The organism is Pontibacillus halophilus JSM 076056 = DSM 19796, assembly GCF_000425205.1.
Lineage (GTDB): Bacteria > Bacillota > Bacilli > Bacillales > BH030062 > Pontibacillus_A > Pontibacillus_A halophilus.
The window spans coordinates 1-12776 of the sequence record NZ_AULI01000014.1 but is presented as its reverse complement, the minus strand read 5'-3'; the positions used below and the strand labels follow the sequence as shown (position 1 = coordinate 12776).

Sequence of the window (12776 nt, the reverse complement as noted above, 5' to 3'; positions counted from 1 at the left end):
TTTGTCCTTTGAAATGAGACAAAGGAGTTGTGAGAATGAATAAAAAATGGCTTTTTATGTTCATGGCAGCCTTGCTTTTGCTTCTAGCAGCCTGTGGAGAGAAGTCGAAAGAAGACGTCGTTAAGAATCTGGAGAAGAAGCTAGAAGACATGAGCTCGTATAAAACAGAGGCTTCAATGACACTGAATACGGGCCAAGAAGCACAGACGTATGACATTGAAATTTGGCATAAAAAGAAAGATTACTACCGAGTCGCGCTTAAGAACGAAAGTGACGAGAAAGGGAGCCAAATCATTCTCAAGAATGAAGAAGGAGTCTTTGTTCTGACGCCTGCATTAAATAAGAGCTACAAGTTCCAAAGCGATTGGCCAAAGAACAGCAGCCAACCTTACCTTTATGAATCACTTGTGAACGACATTCTAGCGGATTCAGAAGCGAAATTTAAGTCAGATGAAGAATACTATGTCTTCCAAACGAAGACAAACTATCAAAATAGCAAAAACCTTCCGTACCAAGAAATCTATTTCGATAAGAAGAGTTTAACGCCTCTCATGGTTAAAGTGTTAGACAAGGACATGAACCCGCTTGTTGAAGTGAAGTTTGATTCATTTGAGCTTGATGCACAATTCAGTGATGATGCCTTTACGACAGAGAAGAACATGACGAGTGGTGCCTTAGGCATTCCTGTGATGGCAGGGGAAGAGCAGACGAACTCGTTCAGCATTCTCTACCCAGTCCAGAACGTAGGAGATGCTCAGCTTGTTGATGAGACACAAGTAGAAATGGAAAATGGACAACGTGTCATTCTATCCTTCGAAGGGGAGAAATCCTACACGTTAATTGAGGAATCTGTTGGAGCTTATCCAGCTAGTGCAACAGTTCCAGTACAAGTCAATGGGGACCCAGTTGATTTAGGGTTTACAGTCGGCGCGTGGACTGAAACTTCTCTAGAGTGGAACTACAACGGGATGAACTTCTATTTGGCGAGTGAGGATTTAACGAAGGAAGAAATGATTGAAGTGGCACAATCTGTCCAAGGTACAGCGATTAAGTAATAGAGTAGGTTGAAGCAGACTCGATTCCGTGATTCAGTACAGGTCGAGTCTGCTTTTCTATTGAAGTTGACACCCGTTCTTCATCCATTAATAATGTAAAGTAAGGGGTAATTTAAGAGAGGAGAACTGGCTTGTCTGTTGAAACTTATTATAGAGATAGTTGGGCAGAGATTGATTTGTCTCGTATCCAACACAATATATACGAATTAAAGCAAACACTTCCTGAACAAACAGGAATCTACGCAGTAGTCAAAGCAAACGCCTATGGACATGGGGATATACAAGTTGCTAAGGCAGCAGAAGCTGCTGGAGTAAAGGGATTTGCAGTCGCCTTATTGGATGAAGCAATTCGTCTCCGTGAGGAAGGGATAAAGGCTCCAATCTTAGTCATGGGTTGGGTTCGTCCTGAAGATGCCGCTATTGCAGCTCGTGAGAAGATTTCGCTGACTGCTTTTCAGCCGGAGTGGATTGAAGAAGCGGGTCAAAGTCTCTCGCCTACGTGTCCATTATCAATTCATATGAAATGGGATACAGGGATGGGGCGGATTGGCATTCGGACAGTAAAGGAAATGGACGAGCTGTTAACTGCTTTAGACACTTCCTTGTATACACTGGACGGCGTATTTACTCATTTTGCGACAGCGGATGAGGAAGACGCGACCTACTTTCACGAACAGCAAGAACGCTTCGATTTATTGCTATCCGCGTTCCAAGAGCGATGGAGTGGCGATGTAGAGATTCATACGGGGAATAGTGCTACAGCCATGCGCTTTCCGGAAACGATGAATCATTACGTTCGTTTCGGCATAGGTATGTATGGGTTGTATCCTTCTCCTGATGTGAAGGCGATGGACATTATGCCCCTAGAACCAGCGCTATCGCTGCACAGCAAGCTCATTCATGTGAAGCAACTACCTAAAGGAGAAGCCATTAGCTACGGTGCGACCTATGTGACCAGTGATGAGGAATGGATTGGTACGGTTCCGCTCGGCTATGCAGATGGGTGGAAACGAAGTCTACAAGGTACGGATGTGCTTGTAAATGGGAAACGCTGTCCGATTGTTGGAAAGGTGTGTATGGATCAAATTATGATTCGTTTAGACCAGCAATATCCAATTGGGACACACGTCACGTTCATAGGAAGGCAAGAAGAGGAAGAAATTACCTCGGATGAAATTGCAGCACACTTGGACACGATTAATTATGAAGTGACTTGTATGATCAGCTACCGGGTCCCAAGGGTATTCGTCCAGGACGGAAAGACAATCGGGTCGCAAAATGGGGCAAGGTAGACATCCTAGACTCTAAGAAATGCCATTATTACATTTATATCCCCTGTTTTTGTCATTATAAAGCGTATTTTGGATAAAAAATGCCCAATATAGCTTTGCATTGGGGGGAGAAGGGTGTTATCATTAGACTGGAATAAAAAAGAGACTGGTTTTTTTGAAGTAGATGGTGGAGGTGCATGTTCGTGTCCGATGGTTCACAAGAAATCGTGATCAAGTTACCACAACATCTTCTTAATGAGTTGGACCATGTCATTCAACTCGAAGATGGAAGTCGCAGTGAATTTATCCATGAAGCTACAAAATTGTATTTGCGTGAACGCAAAAAACGTCAAATTCGTGAATCTATGCGTCAAGGTTATATGGAGATGGCTAAAATCAACCTAAACCTTGCTTCAGAGGCTTTCCAAGCTGAAGAGGAGGCAGAAACGACCTGCGAACGCTTAGTGAGCGGGGTGTAACGATTTGATCGTTAAACGTGGCGACGTATACTTTGCCGATCTTTCTCCGGTAGTTGGGTCAGAGCAAGGGGGCGTCCGCCCAGTACTTATCTTACAGAACAATATCGGAAATCGTTTTAGTCCGACAGTCATTGTGGCTGCCATAACTGCGCAAATACAAAAAGCGAAACTTCCTACCCATGTAGAAATCGATGCAGAACGCTACGGTTTTGAAAGAGACTCCGTAATCTTACTCGAACAAATTCGAACAATCGACAAGCAACGGTTGACTGATAAGATTACGCACTTAGACGACGCGATGATGTCTAAGGTCGAAGAAGCAGTACAAATAAGTTTAGGGCTCATTGATTTCTAAAGTAAAGCTACTCGCTGTGCGGTGGCTTTATTTTTTTATTTAAATCGGTAAAACAAGGAATACACCTATCGTTAGCCGAAAACAGTAAAGAGATGATAAAATAGAGGGAGACGTTTGTCTTTTCTGCTTTGGACAAAACTTTCCTACTATAGCCGATTATTATTTGCTAATAATAATTTCAGATGTGAAAATATTCTTATTACATACCATAATGAGTTTGTGGTGAAACTCTGGAGGTTGAACATGGAGACGAATTTGGAACAAATAGTGCTTGAGAACAGTGATGAAATTGTACGAATGTGGCTCGAAGAAATACAGAATACCAAAACGAAAGAGTACACTTCTGCTATATCAGAAGAGTTATTTGAGAACACAAATCGTGAGTTTGTTAATGTAATTTTCTCTAGCTTGGAAAAACGCGGAGGAATGAACGACATAGAAGAATTTGCAGAACGGTTAATTCATTTAGGATGGCCGTTAAGTTATTTAACAGATGGGATGCAATCATTCCGTCGAGTGACGATTAACTACATTTTAAGTCAATCGACAAAGGTAGATACAGATTATTTCTCTGAAGTGCTAGCGAAGGTAGATGAATGGGTGGACCCAATTATCAACCAGCTCGTGGACGAGTACTCTGGTAGCTGGGAGAATATTGTCTCATTACAGAAAGTGGCGTTACAAGAGTTGTCTGCGCCTCTTATTCCTGTCATGGAGAATATCACCATTATGCCGCTTATCGGGACAATCGACACAGAGCGCGCGAAATTAATCATGGAGAACTTGCTGGACGGTGTCATTAAACATCATTCTGAAGTGGTGTTAATTGATATTACAGGTGTTCCGGTCGTGGACACTATGGTTGCTCACCACATTATTCAAGCAGCCGAAGCTGTGCGTTTAATTGGCTCAACTTGCATTCTAGTAGGGATTCGCCCTGAAATTGCCCAGACAATTGTAAATCTCGGCATTGACTTAAGTAAGTTCCCGACAAAGAGCTCTTTACGTAAAGGCTTTGAATCTGCATTGGAACTAACTGAACGACAAATCGTAAACCTAACAGAGAAGCAAGATGAGGTCGAATCAATCATTGACTCTTTAGGTAAGGAGTGAAGATAACGTGAGAATCCCTATTCTAAAGCTTCATAATTATTTGCTTATTTCTATACAAATTGACCTGGATGACCAAACCGCCATTCAGTTCCAGGAAGATCTATTAAATAAAATCCACGAAAGTGGTGCGACTGGAGTCGTCATTGATTTAACGTCCGTTGATATTATTGACTCATTTATTGCGAAGGTCTTAGGGGATGTTGTGTCTATGTCTGACTTAATGGGGGCTAAAGTGGTTCTAACAGGAATCCAGCCAGCTGTCGCTATGACGCTCATTGACTTAGGTATCCATCTTCAAGATGTTCCAACTGCATTAGATCTCGAACAGGGGTTGCTTAAATTACGTCAGGAACTGGAGGAGTAGGTATGGACCTTCAATCCTGCGTAACGATTAAAAAAGAATGGGATATCGTAGGGGCGCGTCAGCTTGGGCGAGACATTGCGAGAAAGACGGGGTTTGGCTCTGTTGATCAGGCACGTATAGCGACTGCGATCTCAGAACTTGCTAGGAACATCTATTTATACGCTGGAACCGGACAAGTGTGTTTTGAAGTGCTTGAAGAAGTGAACGGCAAAGGCATTCGCATTATTGCGGTGGACAGCGGACCTGGTATCCATGATGTGAGTCAAGTTATGGAAGATGGCTTTTCAACCTCTGGAGGATTAGGAGCTGGTCTCCCAGGTGTGAAACGATTAATGGACGACTTTGATATTGTATCAAACCCAAGTGATGGGACGGAGATTCGGGCGGTGAAATGGCTCCGATAAGAAGGAGGTATTTATTTAATGAGTACCTTGAAACTTGACGTAAATATGTACAAGGACTTACTAAAGCAATATATAGAAACGAAGAACGAGCAGTCCCTTTATCGTGCTGAACAATTTAGTAAGCACTCCATTCAGCAGAACATTTCTCCTGAAGAGATTATTCATGTTCATGTGGAAGCGCTACATGAACTGTATCCTGATCTATCTGAGGAAATCGGAAATTCGATGAACTTCTTATTGGAGACGATGATTTCGTATGGACTTGCCTATCAGGAGTATCAGGCGTTACGAGAGAAGCAGCTTGAGTTGAAGTCTGAAATCTCAGTAGCAGCCAATATGCAACAAACGTTGCTGTCCACAACGAAGCCATCGATTGATGGGTTAGATATAGGGGCGACAAGTTATCCTGCCAAGCAGATGAACGGGGATTACTATCACTTTGTCCAAGACCAGCAAGGCTCTCTTGGTATTGCGATTGCAGATGTCATTGGTAAAGGGGTGCCAGCTGCCCTGTCAATGTCTATGATTAAATACTCAATGGATAGTTTTCCAGAGAATAAGATGCATCCGAGCATTGTGCTTGAAGGGATGAATCGAGTAGTGGAACGAAACGTGGACCCAAGCATGTTCATTACGATGTTCTATGGACTTTATAATCCAGAAACACATCACTTCCAATATGCTTCTGCCGGACACGAACCTGGGTTTTACTACTATGCTCAAGAAGATACGTTTTACGACATTGAAGCCAAAGGGCTTTTACTCGGTGTTGATCGCAGCTCAACTTACAAAGAATATAGCCAACCCATTCATGAAGGAGATATGATTATTCTTCTAACAGATGGTGTAACGGAATGTCGTGTAGGTGAACGATTTATTGAACGCGACGAAATTGTGGATGTAATACGAGAATACAAACATTTGCCTGCTCAAGAAATAACAGAGCAAGTGTACCATTACTTCGAACGCCTGCAGGATTTTGAGATGAAAGACGATTTTACGATGATTATTATTAAGCGTGAAGTTTAAATCTTTTTACTACGGGGTAAACGTGATAAGTAGACGTTAGTTCGGTAAAACTGTAGACATTAGGAGGTTAAACGGTATGAACTTAACAATTGATGTAGCAAATAAAGAAAATGAAAATATTGTTTCGCTTTCCGGTGAGATTGATGCATATACGGCACCAAAGTTAAAGGAAACTCTCCTTCCACTAACTAAAGGGGAAAACACGGTTGTTACCGTTGATTTGGCAGAAGTGAATTACATGGACAGTACTGGTCTTGGTGTGTTTATTAGCGCGCTTAAATCCACTAAAGAGACGAATAGCGAACTTAAGCTTATTAACCCAAATGATCGGGTCATGCGTCTGTTTGAAATCACGGGTCTTACGGAGATTATTAATATTCAAGATGAATCAGTTCGAGGTGGAATGTAATGACAGAAACATTTGATTTCGTAGAGATTAAAGTCCCGGCGAAACCTGAATATGTAGGCGTTGTTCGACTAAGCACATCTGGAATTGCTAATCGGATGGGCTTCTCGTATGAAGATATTGAAGATCTTAAGGTCTCCATTTCAGAAGCAATTACAAACGGCGTTAAACATGCGTATAAAGATACGGAAGAAGGGGAAATCACCATTGGATTTGGGGTTTACGACGACCGGTTAGAAATTATGGTAGCGGATCGTGGGGGAAGCTTCGACTTGCAACAAGTGAAGGAAGATATTGGCCCTTATGAAGAAACAGATTCCATCGAAGACCTCAGAGAAGGAGGATTTGGCCTTTTCTTAATTGACGCCCTTATGGACAAGGTAGAGATTAATAATAAATCTGGAGTAATTGTACTCATGACAAAATACCTCCAAGAAAATGAGGTGGGGCTAAATGACGACCAAATCTCAACCACACAATAGACGTGAGGGTGAGGTTTACGAGTGGATTCAACACTTGCAGCAACATCCTGAGGACGATGAAATCCAGGAGAAAGTCGTGTTGGAGTATAAGGACTTAGTGGAGTCTATTGCGAAGAAATACTCGAAGAAGAGCTCAATACATGAAGATCTTGTACAGGTAGGCATGCTAGGGTTGTTGGCGGCAATCCGACGCTACGACCCTGAATACGGAAAGTCTTTCGAATCGTTTGCAATCCCAACCATCATTGGTGAGATTAAACGATTTATTCGAGATAAGACGTGGAGCGTGCACGTACCCCGTCGAATTAAAGAGCTTGGTCCTAAGATCAAGAAAGCGAATGAAGAGTTAACAACAGACCTTCAACGCTCTCCTTCTGTACTTGAAATCGCAGAATATCTTGAAGTCTCAGAAGAGGATGTACTTGAGACGATGGAAATGGGCAAGAGTTACAAAGCTCTTTCTGTTGACCGCAAGATTGAAGCAGATTCCGATGGTAGTACGGTTACAATCTTAGACTTAATCGGTAACTCCGAGAATGGGTATGAACACGTGGATCAGCAAATGCTGTTGGAGAAGGTACTTCCAATTCTTTCAGAGCGTGAGCAAGAAATCTTGAAGTGTACATACTTCCAAAACATGAGCCAGAAAGATACTGGGGAGCATCTTGGGATTTCTCAAATGCATGTATCGCGTCTGCAACGACGTGCATTGAGAAAGCTACGGGAAGCCCTGCAGTCTGATGCTGTGGAGGAGTACTATTGAGCCAAACAGCCAAAATGGACATTTCTGTCTTTCAAAAGCCTAAAAAGGGAAATTACTACTGTGGCGATAGCTTCATTTACAAGGAATCAGATGACTCGTTCATTTGCGCGCTAGCTGATGGATTAGGAAGCGGGGAATATGCCCGAGAATCCTCTCAAGCCATTATGGATTTAATTGAAGAGGAAGAAGACCTTTCTATTGATGCGCTTGTACGAAGGTCAAATGAAGTCTTGATGAAGAAAAGGGGAGCAGTTCTTGGAGTTCTCCGTATCGACTTTGCCAATGAGAGTTATTCCTATACGTCAATTGGGAATATTGGCATCATAATGGTAACCCCTGATGGGGAGAAGAAGCGGAATATCCCTTCTGCCGGCTATTTATCTGGCTATCCACGACCGTACAAGGTACTTCATAATGTATTGATTCCAGGCACGAAATTCTTTATGTTCTCAGATGGAGTGAGCGAGAGAGGATTAACGAAATCCCTCGTATCCAATAACCTAGATCATATCGTAGACACGGTTAAAGTGAAGCAAGAACAAGACTTACACGATGATTCCACATTCATCGCAATTAGATACAACGGGTAGAAGGCCTTTGCCAATGTGGCAAGGTCTTTTTTTTGTTACAGCTAACTGAATCTCATTAGGTTTTTAAAATCGCATTTGATAAAATGGAGAGAGTATGTGTGAATGGAGGAGGAAAGAGTATGAGTGAAATAGCTACACTGACCAAGCAAGTTTCTACACAACTACAAATTAAAGAACAACTGGTCGACCAAGTGATTGCCCTGTTAGATGAAGGGAATACCGTCCCGTTTATTGCTCGTTATCGGAAGGAGCAGACTGGTGGGCTTGATGAAGTTCAGATTAACGATATACAAGAGAAATGGACATATGCTCAAAACGTACAGAAGCGTAAAGAGGAAGTTGTTCGTCTAATTGATGAACAAGGGAAGCTGACAGATGAACTTAAGCAACAGATTGAGTCAGCAACGCAGCTTCAAAAAGTAGAGGATCTGTATCGCCCTTACAAACAGAAGCGTCGTACTCGAGCTACAGTGGCGAAGGAGAAAGGTCTTGAGCCGTTGGCGAAGCGAGTGTATGACCAGCACGTATCGGATTTTCCCGGTGAAGCAGCAGCATACATAAATGAAGAAAAGGAAGTTCATTCAGTAGACGACGTACGAACAGGAGTTCAAGATATTATTGCTGAATGGATTTCTGACGAGCCTCACTACCGAGAGCGCATTCGAAAAGAAACGTACAACAAGGGGACGCTTCAATCTGAAGGTAAAGATACAGAAGCAGATGAAAAGGGTGTCTTCGAGATGTACTATGAGTACGAGGAGCCGATTCGTGCCATTGTATCCCACCGTATCTTGGCGCTTAACCGGGGTGAGAAGGAAGGTATTCTTAAGGTCAATGTCCAACCTCCTAAGGAGTGGGTCCTCAATTATATCGCCAAGGAACTTCGTCTTACGAAACGTCCTGAAACGAAGGAATGGATGATGGAGGTTATTGAGGACAGCTACAAGCGTCTCATTCAACCTTCCATTGAACGAGAAATTCGTAGCGGTCTAACGGAGAAGGCAGAAGAACAAGCCATTGAAGTATTCTCTAAGAACTTGAAGAATCTATTGCTACAGCCTCCATTGAAAGGGAAGACCATTCTAGGGGTGGATCCTGCTTATCGGACAGGTTGTAAGTTGGCTATTATAGATGAAACAGGGAAAGCGCACGATATTCAAGTCATTTATCCAACTGCTCCCCGTAATGATGTCAAAGGGGCGGAGAAGACGATTCTAGAATTGCTTAACAAGTATCCAATCGAGCTTGTAGCTATAGGGAACGGAACGGCATCAAGAGAAACGGAGCAATTTATTGCTGATTCCATTAAGAACAACGGTCTTGATTTGGCGTATATGATTGTGAATGAAGCGGGAGCGAGTGTGTATTCCGCGTCTCCATTAGCACGTGAGGAGTTTCCGGATCTGAAAGTAGAAGAGAGAAGTGCCATTTCCATCGCACGTCGTGTTCAAGATCCATTGGCGGAGCTTGTCAAGATTGATCCGAAATCAATCGGTGTCGGTCAGTACCAACATGACGTAGCTCAAAAACGATTGAATGAATCGTTAACATTTGTCGTAGAGACAGCGGTAAACCAAGTTGGTGTGAACGTAAATACAGCGTCGGCCTCTTTACTCCAATACGTATCGGGCCTAAGCAAGGCGGTTGCCAACAATATTATTAAGGCGCGTGAAGAGAATGGGAAGTTCACAGCACGTACTGAGCTGAAGAAAATACCTAGACTCGGAGCCAAGACCTATGAACAGAGTATTGGTTTCTTAAGAATACTAGAAGGAAAGCAACCCCTCGACCGAACACCCATCCACCCAGAGAGTTATGAGGTGACAAAGGAATTGCTGTCGATGTATGGGCTCACACCGTCTGACCTAGGTACGCCGAAAGTAGAAGATGCGTTACACGGAATGGATGTCCATACAACGGCTGAGAACCTTGGAATTGGAGCGCCGACATTACAGGATATATTAAATGCGTTGAAACAACCAGGCCGTGATCCAAGGGATGACTTACCTAAGCCGTTGCTTAAGAAAGATGTACTATCTCTTGAAGATCTAACTCAAGGGATGGAGTTGCAAGGAACAGTACGAAATGTCGTCGATTTCGGTGCATTTGTTGACATTGGAGTTAAACAAGACGGACTTGTACACATCTCGAAGTTATCCAACTCGTTTGTAAAGCATCCATTAGATGTTGTCGCAGTAGGAGACGTTGTCACGGTATGGGTGGAACAAGTTGATACGAAGAAGGGGCGAATTGCGCTTACGATGATTTAATCTTTCATTGAACACAAAAAGACACTGCTTACGATGAGCAGTGTTTTTTTCTGTAGAAGAACCAACACTGATTTAAGATGCGAATCTGATAGGTATCCTTTTCGCTATACGCTCGCATTAACTGCCTTTGCAACCAACCAGGCATTCTGTATCCCGCCTTTCTTAGCTGAAAATAGGTTGAACTCTCGGGTGTTTAGCGTTAGTTTATTGTATGCAGCCTACTGCCCAAAGGTGAGAGGAGGAGTTAAATGGAACGGTCGTTACACGAGTGGATGAATGAACTGTCTAGGCAATGGTTCTCTAAACCTTTTACAGACAAAGTCATAATGAACCATCGTCTCCGCACAACAGGAGGAAGGTATATCCCGAGTAAGAGAACAATTGAATTGAATCCGAAGTACCTAGAGGAATTAGGCTTAGAAGAGTTTGAGGGGATTATGAAACATGAGCTCTGTCATTACCACCTTCATATAGAAGGGAAAGGGTACCAGCATCGTGATCCTGAGTTTCGTGCCTTGATGAAAGCGACTGGGTCTCCTCGCCACTGCAAGCCGTTGCCATCTGCACAAAGACAAAAGAAGTACGTCTATCAGTGTATGTCGTGCGAGCAACAATATGCTAGACAACGACAGATTGATCTGAAGCGGTATCGATGTGGAAGTTGTAAAGGGAGTTTAAAAAAAGTGACAAAACGTATTGACGATTAGAGCCATGCGTGATAAATTAGTTATTGCCGTCAACGAAGCGGATATCAGCTAAAACGAATCATTTGAAAATGTTAAATCGATTGTTGACTTCTTGTTGGATAACGGTTATAATAAATTTTGTCGCTTTGAAAGACAAGTTGTTATTCACTTTTTAATAAAAGGCAAAAAACTTCTTGACTTACTAAAGACGAGCTAGTAAAATGTTTAAACGTGACGCTGTTCACATCACATTCCAACGTAGCTCAGTGGTAGAGCAATCGGCTGTTAACCGATAGGTCGCAGGTTCGAATCCTGCCGTTGGAGCCAATGGAGAAGTACTCAAGTGGCTGAAGAGGCGCCCCTGCTAAGGGTGTAGGTCGCGCAAGCGGCGCGAGGGTTCAAATCCCTCCTTCTCCGCCAGATGGCCCGTTGGTCAAGCGGTTAAGACACCGCCCTTTCACGGCGGTAACACGGGTTCGAGTCCCGTACGGGTCACCATTTTTTAGACCATTATTAAGAAGGTCCGGTAGTTCAGTTGGTTAGAATGCCTGCCTGTCACGCAGGAGGTCGCGGGTTCGAGTCCCGTCCGGACCGCCACTTAGTTTTGGGCCATAGCCAAGTGGTAAGGCATCGGTTTTTGGTACCGTGTATCGCTGGTTCGAATCCAGCTGGCCCAGCCATTTATAAGAGCCATTAGCTCAGTTGGTAGAGCATCTGACTTTTAATCAGAGGGTCGAAGGTTCGAATCCTTCATGGCTCACCATTTCAACTTTCTTTAAAAAAGTTGTTGACAAAACATCGATAAGATGTTAACATTAATAACTGTCGCAACAAAAAACACCATGCGGGTGTGGCGGAATTGGCAGACGCGCTAGACTTAGGATCTAGTGTCTCCGGACGTGGGGGTTCAAGTCCCTCCACCCGCACCATTTAAAACAACATGATGAACAGCTCAGTTCATGAAGTCGATTGACAAGTCGTTTTACACGGCAGTGCAAATAGCTCAATATTAAATCATTGAGCGGTCGTGGCGGAATCGGCAGACGCGCTAGGTTGAGGGCCTAGTGGGGGTTAACCCCGTGGAGGTTCAAGTCCTCTCGGCCGCACCAAAAGTGTTCAGCATCACTGAGTGAATTCAAGAAAGTAAAACTTGTTATAATGCGCCCGTAGCTCAATTGGATAGAGCGTCTGACTACGGATCAGAAGGCTAAGGGTTCGAGTCCTTTCGGGCGCACCATTTATAACGGGAAGTAGCTCAGCTTGGTAGAGCACATGGTTTGGGACCATGGGGTCGCAGGTTCGAATCCTGTCTTCCCGACCATCGAAAGTTTCATATTATGCGGGTGTAGTTTAGTGGTAAAACCTCAGCCTTCCAAGCTGATGATGTGGGTTCGATTCCCATCACCCGCTCCATATTATCATTGGGGCCTGTAGCTCAGTTGGTTAGAGCGCACGCCTGATAAGCGTGAGGTCGGTGGTTCAAGTCCACTCAGGCCCACCATGAACACA

Annotated in this window: 15 protein-coding genes and 12 tRNA genes; 26 read left to right on the top strand and 1 reads right to left on the bottom strand. The window is 43.5% G+C overall.

From position 1 onward, the window contains the following. Positions 1 to 35 precede the first annotated feature (35 nt). The 13 genes from H513_RS0113565 (at position 36) to H513_RS0113505 (ending at position 10581) form a co-directional block, all read left to right on the top strand. Positions 36 to 1055, top strand: coding sequence for a LolA family protein (locus H513_RS0113565; RefSeq protein ID WP_026801224.1), 1020 nt, complete (start codon positions 36 to 38; stop codon positions 1053 to 1055). Positions 1056 to 1186: 131 nt separating this feature from the next. Next, positions 1187 to 2347: an alanine racemase gene (gene alr / locus H513_RS0113560; RefSeq protein ID WP_026801223.1), complete on the top strand. Its 1161-nt coding sequence runs from the start codon at positions 1187 to 1189 to the stop codon at positions 2345 to 2347. 176 nt (positions 2348 to 2523) lie between these two features. Continuing rightward, positions 2524 to 2805: a CopG family ribbon-helix-helix protein gene (locus tag H513_RS0113555; RefSeq protein WP_026801222.1), complete on the top strand. Its 282-nt coding sequence runs from the start codon at positions 2524 to 2526 to the stop codon at positions 2803 to 2805. A 4-nt stretch (positions 2806 to 2809) separates the two neighbouring features. Further along, entirely contained in the window at positions 2810 to 3160 is a 351-nt protein-coding gene (locus H513_RS0113550) for a type II toxin-antitoxin system PemK/MazF family toxin (RefSeq protein ID WP_026801221.1), read from the top strand. A 243-nt stretch (positions 3161 to 3403) separates the two neighbouring features. Beyond that, the gene (locus H513_RS0113545) at positions 3404 to 4273 is read left to right on the top strand and encodes an RsbT co-antagonist protein RsbRA (RefSeq protein ID WP_026801220.1); all 870 of its coding nucleotides are present in this window, start codon (positions 3404 to 3406) and stop codon (positions 4271 to 4273) included. Between the two features lie 7 nt (positions 4274 to 4280). Further along, positions 4281 to 4637: an STAS domain-containing protein gene (locus tag H513_RS0113540; protein ID WP_026801219.1), complete on the top strand. Its 357-nt coding sequence runs from the start codon at positions 4281 to 4283 to the stop codon at positions 4635 to 4637. A gap of 2 nt (positions 4638 to 4639) precedes the next feature. Continuing rightward, positions 4640 to 5041, top strand: coding sequence for an anti-sigma regulatory factor (locus H513_RS0113535; protein ID WP_026801218.1), 402 nt, complete (start codon positions 4640 to 4642; stop codon positions 5039 to 5041). Positions 5042 to 5059: 18 nt separating this feature from the next. After that, a complete protein-coding gene (locus H513_RS0113530; RefSeq protein ID WP_026801217.1) occupies positions 5060 to 6070 on the top strand; it encodes a PP2C family protein-serine/threonine phosphatase in 1011 nt (336 codons plus the stop codon). Between the two features lie 76 nt (positions 6071 to 6146). Beyond that, a complete protein-coding gene (locus H513_RS0113525) occupies positions 6147 to 6479 on the top strand; it encodes an STAS domain-containing protein (RefSeq protein WP_026801216.1) in 333 nt (110 codons plus the stop codon). Continuing rightward, the gene (rsbW, locus tag H513_RS0113520) at positions 6479 to 6958 is read left to right on the top strand and encodes an anti-sigma B factor RsbW (RefSeq protein ID WP_026801215.1); all 480 of its coding nucleotides are present in this window, start codon (positions 6479 to 6481) and stop codon (positions 6956 to 6958) included. The genes H513_RS0113525 and rsbW overlap by 1 nt, the downstream gene beginning before the upstream one ends. Next, positions 6930 to 7721: an RNA polymerase sigma factor SigB gene (sigB, locus tag H513_RS0113515; protein ID WP_026801214.1), complete on the top strand. Its 792-nt coding sequence runs from the start codon at positions 6930 to 6932 to the stop codon at positions 7719 to 7721. The genes rsbW and sigB overlap by 29 nt, the downstream gene beginning before the upstream one ends. Then, entirely contained in the window at positions 7718 to 8311 is a 594-nt protein-coding gene (locus tag H513_RS0113510; RefSeq protein ID WP_026801213.1) for a SpoIIE family protein phosphatase, read from the top strand. Before sigB ends, H513_RS0113510 begins: the two co-directional genes overlap by 4 nt. A 119-nt stretch (positions 8312 to 8430) precedes the next feature. After that, positions 8431 to 10581 carry a Tex family protein gene (locus tag H513_RS0113505; protein ID WP_026801212.1) on the top strand — a complete coding sequence of 717 codons (2151 nt, stop codon included), beginning with the start codon at positions 8431 to 8433 and terminating at the stop codon, positions 10579 to 10581. Positions 10582 to 10609: 28 nt separating this feature from the next. Here the strand turns inward: H513_RS0113505 and cmpA are convergent, their stop codons facing one another. Then, positions 10610 to 10726: a cortex morphogenetic protein CmpA gene (gene cmpA / locus H513_RS21680; RefSeq protein ID WP_154655254.1), complete on the bottom strand. Its 117-nt coding sequence runs from the start codon at positions 10724 to 10726 to the stop codon at positions 10610 to 10612. Between the two features lie 103 nt (positions 10727 to 10829). Between cmpA and H513_RS0113500 the strand changes: the two genes are divergently transcribed. From H513_RS0113500 to H513_RS0113440, 13 genes are all read left to right on the top strand, one after another. Next, positions 10830 to 11288 (top strand): SprT family protein, encoded by a 459-nt coding sequence (locus H513_RS0113500; protein WP_026801211.1) that lies wholly within the window; start codon positions 10830 to 10832, stop codon positions 11286 to 11288. Between the two features lie 231 nt (positions 11289 to 11519). Then, positions 11520 to 11594, top strand: a tRNA-Asn gene (locus tag H513_RS0113495). Between the two features lie 2 nt (positions 11595 to 11596). Next, positions 11597 to 11687 (top strand) — tRNA-Ser (locus H513_RS0113490). Positions 11688 to 11690: 3 nt separating this feature from the next. Next, positions 11691 to 11765 (top strand) — tRNA-Glu (locus H513_RS0113485). Between the two features lie 22 nt (positions 11766 to 11787). Continuing rightward, positions 11788 to 11864, top strand: a tRNA-Asp gene (locus tag H513_RS0113480). Between the two features lie 8 nt (positions 11865 to 11872). Beyond that, positions 11873 to 11947, top strand: a tRNA-Gln gene (locus H513_RS0113475). Positions 11948 to 11954: 7 nt separating this feature from the next. Continuing rightward, a tRNA-Lys gene (locus tag H513_RS0113470) sits at positions 11955 to 12030 on the top strand. Between the two features lie 81 nt (positions 12031 to 12111). Then, positions 12112 to 12196: transfer RNA gene (locus tag H513_RS0113465), tRNA-Leu, on the top strand. A gap of 92 nt (positions 12197 to 12288) precedes the next feature. Then, a tRNA-Leu gene (locus H513_RS0113460) sits at positions 12289 to 12376 on the top strand. A 51-nt stretch (positions 12377 to 12427) separates the two neighbouring features. Next, positions 12428 to 12504, top strand: a tRNA-Arg gene (locus H513_RS0113455). A gap of 7 nt (positions 12505 to 12511) precedes the next feature. Next, positions 12512 to 12588: transfer RNA gene (locus tag H513_RS0113450), tRNA-Pro, on the top strand. 18 nt (positions 12589 to 12606) lie between these two features. Beyond that, a tRNA-Gly gene (locus H513_RS0113445) sits at positions 12607 to 12680 on the top strand. 11 nt (positions 12681 to 12691) lie between these two features. After that, positions 12692 to 12768 (top strand) — tRNA-Ile (locus H513_RS0113440). Positions 12769 to 12776: the final 8 nt, after the last annotated feature.

What these genes read in the sequence shown, in the direction of transcription:
- H513_RS0113530 (WP_026801217.1), top strand. Translation starts at nt 5,060, where the DNA reads ATGAGTACCTTGAAACTTGACGTAAATATGTACAAGGACTTACTAAAG.
- H513_RS0113535 (WP_026801218.1), top strand. Translation starts at nt 4,640, where the DNA reads ATGGACCTTCAATCCTGCGTAACGATTAAAAAAGAATGGGATATCGTA.
- sigB (WP_026801214.1), top strand. Translation starts at nt 6,930, where the DNA reads ATGACGACCAAATCTCAACCACACAATAGACGTGAGGGTGAGGTTTAC.
- rsbW (WP_026801215.1), top strand. Translation starts at nt 6,479, where the DNA reads ATGACAGAAACATTTGATTTCGTAGAGATTAAAGTCCCGGCGAAACCT.
- H513_RS0113500 (WP_026801211.1), top strand. Translation starts at nt 10,830, where the DNA reads ATGGAACGGTCGTTACACGAGTGGATGAATGAACTGTCTAGGCAATGG.
- H513_RS0113565 (WP_026801224.1), top strand. Translation starts at nt 36, where the DNA reads ATGAATAAAAAATGGCTTTTTATGTTCATGGCAGCCTTGCTTTTGCTT.
- H513_RS0113545 (WP_026801220.1), top strand. Translation starts at nt 3,404, where the DNA reads ATGGAGACGAATTTGGAACAAATAGTGCTTGAGAACAGTGATGAAATT.
- H513_RS0113505 (WP_026801212.1), top strand. Translation starts at nt 8,431, where the DNA reads ATGAGTGAAATAGCTACACTGACCAAGCAAGTTTCTACACAACTACAA.
- cmpA (WP_154655254.1), bottom strand. Translation starts at nt 10,726, where the DNA reads ATGCCTGGTTGGTTGCAAAGGCAGTTAATGCGAGCGTATAGCGAAAAG.
- H513_RS0113555 (WP_026801222.1), top strand. Translation starts at nt 2,524, where the DNA reads ATGTTCGTGTCCGATGGTTCACAAGAAATCGTGATCAAGTTACCACAA.
- H513_RS0113525 (WP_026801216.1), top strand. Translation starts at nt 6,147, where the DNA reads ATGAACTTAACAATTGATGTAGCAAATAAAGAAAATGAAAATATTGTT.